Origin of the sequence: Modicisalibacter radicis (assembly GCF_900961225.1) — a bacterium.
In the GTDB taxonomy this organism is placed as follows: domain Bacteria; phylum Pseudomonadota; class Gammaproteobacteria; order Pseudomonadales; family Halomonadaceae; genus Modicisalibacter.
The window spans coordinates 33,167-46,546 of record NZ_CAAHFN010000063.1 but is presented as its reverse complement, the minus strand read 5'-3'; the positions used below and the strand labels follow the sequence as shown (position 1 = coordinate 46,546).

Below are 13,380 nucleotides of genomic sequence, written 5' to 3'. Positions count from 1 at the left end.
GCCCTGCTCCCACCCACAAGAATCCTCAGCCTCCTGCTCCAATGGGCATCCAGGCCGGTTTTAGTGAGAGCGAATTATTCGCGATGGCGGTAGGCAGCGTTTCTTGCCGGAACCGGGCGCCTGGCGGCGCCACTCGGGAACAAGCTCCCTCCCACGCGACCAAAGTCGTGTAGCTAAACTTTACACGTGTATATAAATTTCTTTTCACGAGAGCATTCATGCCAACCCCGTTACACCCGGCCCCTGTCCGCATCGGCCAAGCTTCACAGGAGCAACTCCATGAGCATTCTTCGCAAAGCGATCTCTACCCTTGGTGCCGCCGCGCTGGCGCTGAGCGCCTCGACCAGCTGGGCTGAGGGCATCGGCGCCTCGTTGCTGACCCAGCAACATCCGTTCTATATCCAGCTTGCAGAAGCCATGCAGCAAGAAGCTGCCTCCAGTGACGTGTCCCTCGATGTTTCGGTCGCCAACCAGGATCTGAGCAAGCAGCTTGCCGACGTCGAAGACTTCATCGTCAGGGGCATCGATGTGCTGATCATTTCACCGGTGGACAGCCAAGGCGTGCTACCGGCGATCATGAAGGCCCAACAGGCGGGCATTAAGGTCATTACGGTGGACGTTCCTGCCAAGGGCGTGGAAGTCACATCCCATATCGGCACCGACAACTTCACCGGGGGGCAGCGAGCCGCCGAATTGATGGGTGAAGAGCTTGGCGGGAAAGGTCAGGTGGCGATCATTGACTACCCCACGGTGCAATCCGTCGTGTCTCGCATCGAGGGCTTCAAGGACGGCCTCGAGGCTTACCCCGACATCGAGATCGTTGCCCAGCAGACCGGCATTACCCGCGCGGAGGCCCTCGCCGTCTCCCAGAACATGCTCCAGGCCAACCCCGACATCGATGGCATCTTCGGCTTTGGTGACGATGCCGCGCTCGCGGCCAGCGTCGCCGTGCAGGCAGCCAACCTGCAGGACCAGGTCAAGGTGATCGGCTTCGATGGCATGCAGGAAGCGCGTGAAGCGGTGGACAGCAATCCGGTGATGGTCGGCGTGATCCAGCAGTATCCGGATGAGATCGGCCGCCTGGCGGTACAGACCGCCACCCAGATCATGAAAGGCGAGGCGGTGCCGGCTGAGCAGCCCATCGTGCCCGGCGTCTACACCGCCAAGTAATGTAGCTCCCGCATAGCGGTGGCTGTCTCGATGGCCACCGCTCGCCTCATTGATTGCAAGGGTGTGTCATGTCCAGTACCCAGCAACCCCCGGTCCTTTGTCTTCGCCAGGTCGCCAAGCACTTCGGCCCTGTGACCGCCCTGAAAAGCGTGGATTTGCAGGTCGAGCGCGGGCGGGTACATACGCTACTTGGAGAGAACGGGGCAGGAAAATCGACCCTGATGAAGATCCTCGCTGGCGTTCATTCGTCGAGCGCAGGCGAGATGTGGCTAAGGGGCGAACCCTATGCCCCCGCCACGCCACAGGAAGCCGCACGCAGCGGGCTGGCCATCGTCTTTCAGGAACTGAGCCTGTGCAACAACCTGAGCGTGGCCGAAAACATCCTGGCGACTCGGGAACCCTCGCGACTGGGCTGGATTTCCGATGCCAAGCTGGTTGCCACGGCCAAGGCCCTGGTGGATGACCTCGGCCTGCCCATTAACGTGCACGCAAAGGTCGGCGACCTGTCCATGGCCCAGCGCCAGCTGGTCGAGATCGCCAAGGGGCTGAGTCACGACGCGGATGTGGTGATCCTTGACGAGCCCACCTCATCGCTGAGCGACTCCGAGGCGGAGATTCTGTTTCGCATCATTGGCCGGCTTACCGAGCGCGGCAAGGCGGTGATCTATATCTCCCATCGCATGGAAGAAATCATGCGACTCTCCGACGACATCACCGTCGTCCGTGACGGCGAATACATCACAACGCTGAAGAAGGACGAGACCACGACCTCGGAACTGATCTCCTTGATGGTCGGCCGTCCCATGGAAAACATGTTTCCGCCCCGCCTGGCTGAGCCGGCAGAAAGCTCCGCGACGCCCTTGTTCTCGGTACAGGGGCTCACACGCCCCAGCGAGTTCAGCGATATCTCGTTCGACGTCGGTGCCGGCGAGATTCTCGGCTTTTTCGGACTGATCGGCTCCGGCCGCTCGGAAGTCATGAATGCGCTATTCGGCATGTGTCACGCGGAGGGGAAGATCCGCCTGGACGGCGAGACAGTGCAACTGGCCGATGCGTCCGACGCGATTAAAAAGGGCCTTGGTTTCGTCACCGAGAATCGCAAGGAGCAGGGGCTGGTGCTGAACCAGACCGTACGCGCCAACATCACCATGGCCTCGCTATCGCAGATATCCGCCGGTGGCATCCTGCAGAATGCCAGGGAGCGACGCCAGGCCAGCGAGGAAGTCAGTCGCCTGGGTGTGCGCACCCACTCCATCGAGACGGTGGTCGGCACGCTTTCCGGGGGCAACCAGCAGAAGGTGGTCCTGGCCAAATGGCTGGCCACCCGTCCGCGGGTCCTGATCCTCGACGAGCCGACCCGCGGCGTCGACGTCGGGGCCAAGTTCGAGATCTATCGGCTTATCCGCCAGCTCGCTGCCGAAGGCACGGCCATCATCATGGTGTCCTCGGAACTTCCCGAGATACTCGGCATGGCCGATCGCGTGGCGGTCATGGCCGAGGGCCGACTCGCCGCCATCCTGCCCGTTGCCGAATCCACCCCTGAACGAGTCATGGCCCACGCCACAGGACAGCACGCATGAATATGACCACGTTTTCCCCCGCCAATCACGAACGCCTGAAGTCAACGCTGCGACAGTACGGCGGCATCTTCCTGTCGCTGATCGCGCTGTGCGTCTTCTTCTCGCTGACCAATGAGCGTTTCTTGTCGCTCGCCAACTTCATGAACATCCTGCAGCAGGTCGCCGTCATCGCCGTGCTGGCCTTCGGCATGACCTGGGTGATCCTGCTGGGCGATATCGATCTGTCGGTCGGTTCCATGCTGGCGGTCGCCGGCATGGTCGGTGCCCAGATCATCGGGCTCGGCTGGGGGTTCGTTCCGGCAGTGGTCATCACCCTGCTCGCCGGCGCCTTGATGGGGCTGGTCAATGGTGTGCTGACCGCCAAGCTGATGCTGCCTGCCTTTATCGTGACGGTCGCCACCATGAGCATCTACCGCGGCATGGTCAGTCTCCCGACCAACGGCGCCCCGGCGATGTTGACCGACCCCACCTGGACAGCCATCGGCACCGGCAGCGTGGTAGGCGTGCCGATCATCATCTGGATCGTGGTGGGGTTGTTCGTTCTCAATCACCTGCTGCTGGCGCACACCACCTTCGGCCGGCGTACCTACCTCACCGGCGGCAACCGTGAAGCGGCCATCTATTCGGGCATCAAGGTCGACCGTCTGAAGATATCGATCTTCATGATCTCCGGCCTGATGGCGGCGGTGGCCGGCATCATGATGTCGTCGCGGCTGTATTCCGCGCAGACCAACGCGGGCATCAGCTATGAGCTGGATGCCATCGCCGCGGCCGTGCTGGGTGGCACCAGTCTCGCGGGCGGGGTCGGGACCATGGTCGGCACCCTGATCGGGGCCCTGATCATCGGCGCACTCAACAACGGCATGAACATGCTCTCGGTGCCCTATTTCTATCAGCTCATCGTCAAGGGGCTGGTGATTCTGGTGGCCGTATGGCTCGACGTCCGCGCCAAGCGTCAGAAGGGATAATCCATGACTAGGAAGATACTGACTATCGGCGAGATTCTGGTGGAGTTCGTGGCGACGACCCAGGGCGATGGATTTGGCGAGGCGCAGCCTCTGACGGGGCCCTACCCGTCTGGAGCGCCGGCCATCTTCATCGACCAGGTGGGCCGCATGGGCCAGGCCTGCGCCATTCTCGGTCGCGTCGGTGACGATGACTTCGGCCACCTGAATATTGACCGGCTACGCGATGACGGCGTCGACGTCAACGGCATCGAGATCGCGCCCGGCGAAGTCACCGGCTGCGCCTTCGTGCGCTACCGTCCCGATGGCAGCAGGCGCTTCGTCTTCACCCTGCCGCAAAGTGCAGCCGCCCGACTCCCCGCCACCACGGCCAGCGAAGCCCTGATCGAAAGCTGCGATCACCTGCATATCATGGGTACCGCCCTCACCATCCCCGACATGGCGGCGCTGGCCCGGTCGGCGGTGCAGCGCATCAAGGCGCGAGGGGGCAGCCTGAGCTTCGATCCCAACCTGAGGGCCGAGATGCTCGACACCCCCGGACTGCGGGAGGAGCTCTCCCACATGCTGACCCAGACCGATCTGTTTCTACCTTCCGGCGACGAAATCTTCCTGTTCTCCGAGGCCACAACGGAACAGGACGCCGTCGACGATCTGCTGGGCCGCGGCATCAGTGACATCGTCGTCAAGCGAGGCAACCAGGGCGCCAGCCACTACTGCCGCAAGGGGCGCACGGATGTGGCGCCGCTATCGGTGGAAGAACTCGATCCGACCGGCGCCGGCGACTGTTTCGGCGGGGCCTTCGTTGCCCTTTGGCTGGAGGGTGCCGCACCGGACATCGCCCTGCGCTACGCCAATGCCGCCGGGGCCCACTCGGTCACTCGCCTTGGCCCAATGGAAGGCGCTGCCACCCGACATCAGCTCGACAGATTACTCGCCTCACAGGAGACCCGCTCATGACCGCCCCTTCGATTCGAGACCTTGCCGCCTGGCGCAAGCAGGCGGGCCCCTCCGGCATTCCTTCCGTGTGTTCAGCCCACCCGCTGGTGCTTGAAGCGGCGATGCAGGCCACACTGCCGACAAGCCTGCCGCTGCTGATCGAGGCCACCTGCAACCAGGTGAACCAGGACGGGGGTTACACCGGCATGACGCCCAACGATTTTCGCGCCATGGTGGAAAGCATCGCCGAGCGGGCGAGCTTCCCCCGCGAACGAATCATTCTCGGCGGCGACCATCTCGGACCCAACCCCTGGAAGGCGCTCGATGCCGAGGCCGCCATGGACAAGGCCGAGACGATGATTCGCGCCTACGCCGCCGCGGGTTTCACCAAGCTGCACCTCGACTGCTCGATGGGCTGCGCCGGCGAGCCGATTGCCCTGGACGATGCCGACACCGCCGCACGCGCAGCGCGTCTGGCCAAGGCCGCCGAAGAGGCCAGCACCAGCCCCGGCCAGCCACCGGTCTATATCATCGGCACCGAGGTGCCCGTCCCGGGTGGCGCCCTGGAGGCCATCGAGGGTCTCGAGGTCACTAGCCCCGCCGCCGTACGTGAAACCGTCGACGTGCATCGCCGCGCTTTCCTCGAGACCGGCCTGGAAAACGCCTTCGAGCGTGTCATCGCTGCCGTGGTTCAGCCCGGCGTCGAATTCGGCAACCACAATGTGGTTGTCTACGATTCCAGCGAGGCCAGAGCACTGAGTCAGACCCTCGACGACCTTCCCGGGCTGGTCTTCGAAGCCCATTCCACCGACTACCAGCCGCCCTCGGCGCTCGGCGCGCTGGTCGAGGACGGCTTCGCCATCCTGAAGGTCGGGCCCGGGCTGACCTTTGCCCTGCGCGAGGCGCTGTACGGTCTCGACATGATCGCTACCGAACTCTATCCCGGTTCATCGCGTCAGAGCCTGCGTGACACCATGGAAGCGGTGATGCTGGCCTCGCCGGACAACTGGCAGAAGTACTATGAAGGCTCCGAGCACGAACAGGCGATATTGCGCCACTTTTCCTACAGCGACCGTATCCGCTACTACTGGCCGGCAGCGGATGCCAAGGCCGCCGTGGATGCCCTGTTACAGCAACTCGACGGCGTCGAGATCCCCGAGCCACTGATCGCCCAGTATCTCGGCGGGCTGCTCAAGCCAGTTCGCAACAAGACCGTGGCGCCTCGCGCCCGGGACTTGCTGTTTGCGGCCATCGGAGACGTCATGAAAGACTATATCGACGCCTGCAAGGGATGATGCAACTTGGATGACACGCAACAGGACAGTCAGGCAGAGATGAGCAACGGTGGCACGGGTGACATTCGTACCATGGAGGAGTTTTCGGCCTTCGTCGGGCTGTCACGCCCCACCGTTTCGAAATACTTCAATGCCCCGGAGAGTGTCCGTCCTTCCACGCGGCAACGGATAGAGACGGCGATCGAGGCGTCCGGCTTCACGCCGAACCTGTTCGCTACCAACCTCAAGCGTACTCGCACCCGGGTGCTGGGCATCATCGTGCCTACCGCCACCGACCCCTTCTACATGGAACTGGTACGCCAGGTGGAAGAGCTCGCCTCCCGCGCTGGGTACGTGTTGTTCATGCTCTCCTCGAACGGTCGAGCAGACCGCGAGGTCGACGCCATCGCGCGCCTGGAGTCGATGAATATCGCCGGGGCCATCGTCGTGCCCCTGGGCACCCAGGGCCCCAGTGCCAGGCTGGCCAGCCTGGAGCGCCGCAGCTCCATCGTTTATGTCGACAGCGCCCCCGATGCCAGTACTCCCTTTGTCGGCACCGACAATGCCCAAAGCATCGGCCTGATGGTCGAGTATTTATGTCGCTCGGGAGAGCCGCCTGGCTTTCTTCCGATGCCGCCCATCAATCGCAACGCCGAGGCTCGCCTCGCGGCCTATGAGGAGGCGATGGCGCAAGCCCACGAAAGCCCGCGAGTGCTCGCGGTACCCAAACGCCTTGACTGGGACTTTGAGCGCTACGGTCATGAACAGACACGCCATGCCCTGGAGGCCGGCCTACCCACGCGCACCATTCTATGTGCCAATGACCGGATCGCCCTCGGTGCACTGCTTGCAGCCTGGCAGGCAAACCTGCACGTCGGCCGCACAGCGCACTCCCAACTGCGAATCGCCGGTCACGACGATCACCCCTTCGCCCGCTACTCTGGCCCGCCCTTGACCACAGTGTCACAGGATATCCAGGGCATCGCGCAACGGACCATGGCCACGCTACTGGCTCGCATCGGCGAGACTGAGACCGATGGCGGATCCATGCATGAAACAGCCCTGTTTGCCGGCCAACTCGTCCTGCGCGACTCCGCCTGAGTTTCGAACTCCGCCCAATACGCTTCAAGCGTAACTCGCAATTAAAGTGTGTTGCGTGAGAGCCACTCCCTTATAGCTCATCAACGTCGACGGCTGGGGTACTCCACTTGCGGGGTGGGCTAAAGCCTCCTATCGGACAGGAGCGGACGTCCAGCCAGAGAGTAGATATAACGACTAGCATAACCCGCGCGCCTAAGGCGCGTCGGGTTCATGTACTTGTTGGACGGCAACCTTACAATGCCGAGCTCAAGCCACAATGAGCATCTTTAATTGACGAACTGAGCTCTGCGAGGCGTATGTCAACTGATTGATCGACACTGGCAGTAGAGAGCTTTAGAAGGCAATGCTCCACTGACCATCCCTGTCCTTCAAGATCTCTCTAGATTGAAGTGCTCGCAGAACGGGCTCCACATCGAGCGAACGAACGGTAGCATTCCGGCCTCCCCAAGGAGGATATATCTCTCTAACCTTCCGATACCTTGGTATAAACGAAACGATTTCGTCCACATCAACCGCATAGAGACCGCGAAGATCGTCAAAGTCCAGCATAGATTCGATGGGCAAATTATCTCGGGTCAATAGGGCTTGAAGTGCTGCAACAACCTCAAAAACTACGAGTTCTTTAGGGTCTTCAATTTTCTCGACAGCTTGATAGAGACTTAACACGACCTCGTACATAGGCTTTAACACCAAAGCGCCAGTACCAATCATCGCAAGTTTGTCTTCTTGACTCACCGTGAGTATCGCGCCAATCGTTGCTAAAACGTTCCACTTTATGTTCTTGAACGTTGGCCCAAGCTTGATGACTGTTCCGAAGCCAACCTTTAGTTCCAGTTGAGGATCTGGAAGGCCTACTTCTCCCAATTTGGGTTGCGGACTACCTTGAATATGATGGTGGAGTTTCTGCGTCGATTCATCCTTGACGGCATCACTGATTGCATTTGCGATCCTGCCGTGATGGTCGAAAGGAAGATCTTCACCAAACATTCTCGCGATCTCTTCTCGGATTGCTTTGTCCATGCGATAACGAGCTTCACTCTCTCGGACCCACTCGCCCGATTGCAGAAGCTTATCTGCTTCAAGCTCAGAATGAATTTCAATATCCGTCATTGTTTTTTTCGCTTTGTTCGCCAGTATTTGCAGCTGCCTCGGGGAGTATGGTGGCAGACCGAGGCTGAGTCATTAAACGACCGCCGCTCAGAACACGAAAAGCCAACCGTGACCTCACCGTTATTATAAGTCGAATCACGAGTGTAGTTTGCGGTGCCGCCCAACGCCCAAGCTGTGCGGCGCAAACGAAGCGCAGCGTAGTTTGCGTCCGAACGAGCGCATTGTTATGCATTTTCATCTCGCCTTTGCTTTCTACGCTCTGCTGCAAGCCGGATTCTCTCAGGCTCTGTATAGATTCGTTCCAGCAAGATACGTGTGAAATCTAATAAATCCTCTGCATCTGCTTTACGAAGAGTTCCAGCATGCGCGCCATCGTTACCATCCTCTCGGACGCATGTCGAAAGTTCCCTCAGACTTTCTGGTAATAACTGATTATCGAAAAGCCATGGTAACCGGAGACCGAGGTTTCTACGTGTTCGCTGATTTAGCCCCTCTACATCCTGCTCCGGCAATAATCCCTTCGTTACAAGATCAATACATAAACGGAACATGGTTCCAGCAGCGTTCCAACAATCAACCTTCAAGCATGTTGTGCCTTCCATGAACACATTGTTAATGGCATCTGGAACATACTCAGGCGCTTCCACTTCCGCTCGATCCTTTAACGTTATGATTCCTTCGATCTGCACGTATCGATTGACTGCATGATCAATGTTTATAAGCCCAGTTTTATGGACTGCTTGATAATCTGCATTAACGTCATCAGCAAGAACAAAGACCGTTGAACGATGACACTGACGGCAAATAGCAAAAGTCTCATACCAATACTGCCAACTATACTCGGTTCTCGTATGAATGGCGCTCAATAGATCGAATGAAATACGACTTGATCCGCAACGCGGACAATCTGCAACTAGTTCAGCCATGACTCGCCTCGCATCTCTTTTAATGCATAACGCCAGCGTAACGGGCCGGTTTGGAGCTCCAGCGGAAAACCGGTCCCGTTGACGCACTCGTTATACCTCTACTTTGCACCCTCACCCGAAAACCAAGCAGATAAACGCCTGAACTCTCTATGTTTTATGTAATGGCTCAGGTCGCGAATCTCTTCATCAAGCTCGTTGGTCAAAGCTCTTTTTTCTTCTTCATTGAGGGCCTGTGAGCTGGAAATAGCTTCGGTTATTTGCTCAGCAAGATAATCTTGGTTTGTGATCTGCTGCAAATCGCGAAGATCGCTAATTTCCCTGGCAACTTCATCACGAAGTGCAATTAGCCTGTTATATTCGTCAACTCTTTCTGGAGCTATCGGCTTATTAAATTCGCCAAGTTCTTTTTCTCGCTCTTTCTTTACCTCACTCAGCTTATCTACGAGTTTTTGAAAGATTGGAGAAGCTAAATCGAAAACATTGTAGTAGTGCCAATCTTTTTTTGCTTGCTCTACCTGAGAGTCATCCAAGCCGCAATTTTTAAGCTCACGTTCAATCTTCTGCATAAGCTCATATTTTTGGCTTCTGGGAATACCAGAACCCCAGCGCCCCGCTCTTGCGGTCGAAGCAATCAACAATTCTGCCATTGGAGCGGTTATATCTCTAAGTTTCTTCAGCAGTTTGTCAGTCTCTTCAATCTTTTTATCAAGTAGCTCGGCTTCAATACCTAATCCCTTAAATTTTTTAAACTCAGGGAGAAAGGCGAAAATCAAACTCAAAACGGCAGCAGTGTATGTTGCTGTGGCCGCGCCGACCTTATCCAAAAAGCCAAGCGCCACGCCCGATGAAAAAAGAAGAATTGCCACAATAAAAATAGCGACTTGCAAATCTCACTCTCCTGTACGGGTATAACGCAAAGCGCAACGGCGCGAGCTTGCGAGCGTCCGGCACACGAAGTGTGCGAATTGGCGCGTATTGTTATGCATATACAATACTCTCTAAAGGCCGCTTGAATTCAGGGAAGCAGTTCATAATGAATTCCTCGAGCGAGACAGCCGTGTAAATTATATAGTCAGCAATGTCTAAGACTTGCCCAGGAGTAAGAGGCTCCTCGTCGTGCCTAAACCCCTTGCTTAGTTTGGCGCTGAGCTTTCTTCTGCGAATTTCTTTCTTGGCGTGGTCATGTACCCATGCAGAGTGAAGTAGGCGATTTCTAAATCCTTCCGACTTTGCGCACATGGCTAATAAATCTCGGAAATCAGACGGGCTATAAGCATAGCCACCAAACTCTAACTTCTTTTTCATTAGCGAAGAAAAGACGTTGAGCTTTGATTTGAATGACATCTCACTTGTAACCGCCAAACCCTCCTCGATCTCAGTTCCAAGCAAGCAGATAACTGCCGAGGAAAGCTCATCTTCTAAAACGGAGAAGTTTATGGCGAGACTTCCAATCGCGGAGTTCAATTCTGACGGTTCCGTAGCCTCACTGAAAGAAAAGCCAGAGTACCTAAATTCTTTGATGAAGTGATTCATAACTAAACCTTACGCATAACAGGTATTAGACAGCGCGCTCGTTTATTGACTTGAACGCGCACGCGCGTTCAATAATGTTATTATGTCATGGTGACAGGCCATTAACCTATTGAAATTGCTAGCTATTAAGTATACCTCGGCAACATAACACCAATAACCGTGCCTGCTGCATAACACCCTTGAAAGCGCATGCGACCTTCCTCGGACCATCCGCTCTGGGTCGAAAGCGGGCTTTCACCTTACCCACCCAGCTTCAAATACCATTGATTACTAATCACCTGGCATGCACGCAGGCCTCATGGTCACCCAACGCCACAGCTCCCGGGGCACCTGCTGCTATTACACGCCCAAACACACTACCGTCCGGGGATGACATCCTTTCCCTGCGACTCGCTACGCGTTGTTCTCTTTGTACTTCCTATCGGCCGCTAGCCCAGAGGCTTAACCCTACTTAGCCTCGCTCGGTAACGTTTTGCAATGAGACTTACCGGCAAGTTTGGGGAAGCCGGCAACTCTGGGCGACGCTCATCAGTCCGCTCGGTCGCTCATCCCCAGCCGCACTTCAACGCAAAGCGCTGGTTCCGTGATCAGCGCAAGGCACACGATGCCCAACCGCACCTCGCCTGCCCCAGCCCGGCGATAGCCGATGGCCGAAACGACGGCTGTAATGCCCGGCCTACGGCTGCACTCCATGACCGTACCGCCGTTGCACGTGCTCCCGGTATCCCCCCGGCGTCATACCGGTCACCGCCTTGAAGTCGTGAATGAAGTGGGCCTGGTCGTAGTAGCCGGCAGCATGGGCAGTGTCGGTCAAGGCGACGCCCCTCCCGCCCTGCTTGATCAACTCGCGGCTGCGAGCGATGCGCAGCAGCCGCGCGTAGCGTTTGGGTGTGAGCCCCACGTGGCGCTGGAACAGTCGCTCCAACCGGCGCTGGCCAACCGGTAGCTCGTCGACCAATGTCGCGATGCTGGCCGCACCCTCGCCCTGGCGGGCGCGTTGACGAAGCCACGCCAGCGAGGCCGGCACTACCGCGGGCATCGCCTCGGCATGACGCAACCGTTCCAGAAGGAAACTCTCCAGCATCGCAATGCGGCTGGTCAGGTCGGGTGTTTGCCACAGCCTTTCGTGCAACGCCTCGAGCGTCAGGTGACGCAGGTCATCGCTCGGTATCGGCGTGGCTCCGGCCAGCTCGTTCAGCGGCTTCCCGACGATCAGCGCTCCGCTTCCCGGCCTGAAGCGCACGCCGAGCAGGTCGAGATCCCGGCCCACCCGTAACCGAACCGAACGTAGCTTGGGGCCATCGACCCAGGCGGCCCTCGCCGCGACGCCATCGTCACGACTCACGGGGCCGCCGAAGTTGAACAGCAGCCCCATGCCGCCATCGGGGTGCAGCAGCTCAGACACATTCGCTCCCGATGCATCCGCATCGATTCTGCGGGCATACCAGAAGCACTGCACATGGGCGCGCAGCGCCGGGCTCGGGGCGAACTGCAACAGCCGCAGACCGGTGGGCAGCGCGGTCAGGGATGCCGGTCGAAAATCTACAATGCCGCGCCTCGCGCCCGGGCTAGGTTGGGGTTCGTCATTCACCGTCAGGAGATCCTCCCATGCGCATGAACTACTACTCCGCCAGTCCTGCCGGGCTCGAGGCCGTGCTCAAACTCCAGCGCCACGTCTCGCGCACCGGGGAAGAAGGCGAACTGGGCGAAGGCCTGCTGGCGCTGGTGTATACCCGCGTCTCGCAGATCAACGGCTGTGCCTACTGCATCGACATGCATACCAAGGAGGCGCGCAAGGCCGGCGAAACCGAACAGCGACTGTACGCCCTGAACGCCTGGCGAGAAACGCCATTCTATACCCCCCGTGAGCGTGCCGCCCTGGCCTGGGCCGAGGCCACCACCCTGATTTCCGGAAACGGCATCGACGATGCCCTGTACGAAGCGACCCGCGAGCACTTCTCCGAGCGGGGGCTTGCCGACCTGACCCTGGCGGTCTGCACCATCAACGTCTGGAACCGCCTGTCGATCGGTTTCGCCGCCGATGCCGGGAGCTATCGGCCCGAATGATTCGGGTCCAGGGGACACCGCCTGGCCAGGCGCCTTTCGTTCGATGAGGGCTTGCAGCAGCAGGCCCTCATCGCTCGGCGTCTCGCGTGGGGTCAACTGCGGCTCCCGGGTATCCAGCAGAGCCAGGGGCACCGCCACCGAAGCCGACATCGACGAGCCAAGGGCGACCCTCGACCACGACCCGCAGCGCCATGTACACGCGCGAGCCTGCGCCGTGGTCGAGCTAGGTTCCTTCCAGCCCATCCAGCAGTTTGCCGAGCAGTTGGTTCAGTGTCTCCTGCTCCTTGCGGGTCAGTGGCTCGAGCAGGCGCGCTTCGTTCTCCACATGCAGGGGAATCAACCGGTCGATCAGCTCGCGCCCCAGTTCGGTGAGCGATACCAGCGTGCCGCGGCGGTCATCGGGATTGGGGGAGCGCCGAATCAGCTCGGCCCGTTCCAGGCGATCCAGCCGATTGGTCATTCCCCCCGAGGAGAGCATCAGCGCCTCGAACAGTTGGGTCGGCGTCAACGCGCAGGGCGCGCCGGCACGGCGCAGCGTGGCCAGCACGTCGAACTCCCCAGCCTGCAAACCATGCTGCTTGAAGAAGGCATCCAGCCGACTCTTGGTGACCAGTTGACTCGTCTTCAGATACCCGACCACTTCCATGGGCAGCAGGTCGAGGTCGGGCAACTCGCGCCGCCATTGGCCAACCGCCAGCTTCACTCGGTTCATTGCCAT

At 58.9% G+C, this 13,380-nt stretch carries 13 protein-coding genes; 7 read left to right on the top strand and 6 right to left on the bottom strand.

Annotated features, from left to right (window positions below; translation table 11 throughout):
- Nucleotides 1-279 precede the first annotated feature (279 nt).
- From HR9077_RS10395 to HR9077_RS10370, 6 genes are all read left to right on the top strand, one after another.
- Entirely contained in the window at nucleotides 280-1,170 is an 891-nt protein-coding gene (locus tag HR9077_RS10395) for a substrate-binding domain-containing protein (protein WP_136066931.1), read from the top strand.
- Between the two features lie 68 nt (nucleotides 1,171-1,238).
- Complete coding sequence (locus HR9077_RS10390; RefSeq protein WP_136066930.1) at nucleotides 1,239-2,750, top strand: sugar ABC transporter ATP-binding protein; 1,512 nt, start codon at nucleotides 1,239-1,241, stop codon at nucleotides 2,748-2,750.
- Nucleotides 2,747-3,718: an ABC transporter permease gene (locus HR9077_RS10385; protein WP_168380928.1), complete on the top strand. Its 972-nt coding sequence runs from the start codon at nucleotides 2,747-2,749 to the stop codon at nucleotides 3,716-3,718. The genes HR9077_RS10390 and HR9077_RS10385 overlap by 4 nt, the downstream gene beginning before the upstream one ends.
- A gap of 3 nt (nucleotides 3,719-3,721) precedes the next feature.
- The gene (locus HR9077_RS10380) at nucleotides 3,722-4,672 is read left to right on the top strand and encodes a tagatose kinase (protein ID WP_136066929.1); all 951 of its coding nucleotides are present in this window, start codon (nucleotides 3,722-3,724) and stop codon (nucleotides 4,670-4,672) included.
- Nucleotides 4,669-5,946 carry a D-tagatose-bisphosphate aldolase, class II, non-catalytic subunit gene (locus tag HR9077_RS10375; RefSeq protein WP_136066928.1) on the top strand — a complete coding sequence of 426 codons (1,278 nt, stop codon included), beginning with the start codon at nucleotides 4,669-4,671 and terminating at the stop codon, nucleotides 5,944-5,946. Before HR9077_RS10380 ends, HR9077_RS10375 begins: the two co-directional genes overlap by 4 nt.
- Before the next feature lie 6 nt (nucleotides 5,947-5,952).
- Nucleotides 5,953-7,026 carry a LacI family DNA-binding transcriptional regulator gene (locus HR9077_RS10370; protein ID WP_210725909.1) on the top strand — a complete coding sequence of 358 codons (1,074 nt, stop codon included), beginning with the start codon at nucleotides 5,953-5,955 and terminating at the stop codon, nucleotides 7,024-7,026.
- A gap of 333 nt (nucleotides 7,027-7,359) precedes the next feature.
- On the opposite strand, the gene HR9077_RS10365 is transcribed toward HR9077_RS10370, so the two are convergent.
- The 5 genes from HR9077_RS10365 to HR9077_RS10345 all read right to left on the bottom strand — a co-directional run bounded on the left by HR9077_RS10365 (nucleotide 7,360) and on the right by HR9077_RS10345 (nucleotide 12,186).
- Nucleotides 7,360-8,136 carry a hypothetical protein gene (locus tag HR9077_RS10365; protein WP_136066927.1) on the bottom strand — a complete coding sequence of 259 codons (777 nt, stop codon included), beginning with the start codon at nucleotides 8,134-8,136 and terminating at the stop codon, nucleotides 7,360-7,362.
- Nucleotides 8,137-8,360: 224 nt separating this feature from the next.
- The gene (locus HR9077_RS10360; protein ID WP_136066926.1) at nucleotides 8,361-9,062 is read right to left on the bottom strand and encodes a DUF4145 domain-containing protein; all 702 of its coding nucleotides are present in this window, start codon (nucleotides 9,060-9,062) and stop codon (nucleotides 8,361-8,363) included.
- Nucleotides 9,063-9,160: 98 nt separating this feature from the next.
- Nucleotides 9,161-9,949, bottom strand: coding sequence for a hypothetical protein (locus HR9077_RS10355; protein WP_136066925.1), 789 nt, complete (start codon nucleotides 9,947-9,949; stop codon nucleotides 9,161-9,163).
- 91 nt (nucleotides 9,950-10,040) lie between these two features.
- Complete coding sequence (locus HR9077_RS10350; protein ID WP_136066924.1) at nucleotides 10,041-10,595, bottom strand: hypothetical protein; 555 nt, start codon at nucleotides 10,593-10,595, stop codon at nucleotides 10,041-10,043.
- 676 nt (nucleotides 10,596-11,271) lie between these two features.
- Nucleotides 11,272-12,186, bottom strand: coding sequence for a helix-turn-helix transcriptional regulator (locus HR9077_RS10345; protein ID WP_348532928.1), 915 nt, complete (start codon nucleotides 12,184-12,186; stop codon nucleotides 11,272-11,274).
- Between the two features lie 17 nt (nucleotides 12,187-12,203).
- On the opposite strand from HR9077_RS10345, the gene HR9077_RS10340 reads away from it, so the two are divergent.
- A complete protein-coding gene (locus HR9077_RS10340) occupies nucleotides 12,204-12,662 on the top strand; it encodes a carboxymuconolactone decarboxylase family protein (RefSeq protein WP_136066922.1) in 459 nt (152 codons plus the stop codon).
- Between the two features lie 223 nt (nucleotides 12,663-12,885).
- Here HR9077_RS10340 and HR9077_RS10330 read toward each other — a convergent pair whose 3' ends face one another.
- The gene (locus HR9077_RS10330) at nucleotides 12,886-13,374 is read right to left on the bottom strand and encodes a MarR family winged helix-turn-helix transcriptional regulator (protein WP_136066920.1); all 489 of its coding nucleotides are present in this window, start codon (nucleotides 13,372-13,374) and stop codon (nucleotides 12,886-12,888) included.
- Nucleotides 13,375-13,380: the final 6 nt, after the last annotated feature.

Coding starts and splice junctions, on each gene's coding strand:
- HR9077_RS10395 (WP_136066931.1), top strand. CDS start 280: ATGAGCATTCTTCGCAAAGCGATCTCTACCCTTGGTGCCGCCGCGCTG.
- HR9077_RS10390 (WP_136066930.1), top strand. CDS start 1,239: ATGTCCAGTACCCAGCAACCCCCGGTCCTTTGTCTTCGCCAGGTCGCC.
- HR9077_RS10385 (WP_168380928.1), top strand. CDS start 2,747: ATGAATATGACCACGTTTTCCCCCGCCAATCACGAACGCCTGAAGTCA.
- HR9077_RS10380 (WP_136066929.1), top strand. CDS start 3,722: ATGACTAGGAAGATACTGACTATCGGCGAGATTCTGGTGGAGTTCGTG.
- HR9077_RS10375 (WP_136066928.1), top strand. CDS start 4,669: ATGACCGCCCCTTCGATTCGAGACCTTGCCGCCTGGCGCAAGCAGGCG.
- HR9077_RS10365 (WP_136066927.1), bottom strand. CDS start 8,136: ATGACGGATATTGAAATTCATTCTGAGCTTGAAGCAGATAAGCTTCTG.
- HR9077_RS10360 (WP_136066926.1), bottom strand. CDS start 9,062: ATGGCTGAACTAGTTGCAGATTGTCCGCGTTGCGGATCAAGTCGTATT.
- HR9077_RS10350 (WP_136066924.1), bottom strand. CDS start 10,595: ATGAATCACTTCATCAAAGAATTTAGGTACTCTGGCTTTTCTTTCAGT.
- HR9077_RS10340 (WP_136066922.1), top strand. CDS start 12,204: ATGCGCATGAACTACTACTCCGCCAGTCCTGCCGGGCTCGAGGCCGTG.
- HR9077_RS10330 (WP_136066920.1), bottom strand. CDS start 13,374: ATGAACCGAGTGAAGCTGGCGGTTGGCCAATGGCGGCGCGAGTTGCCC.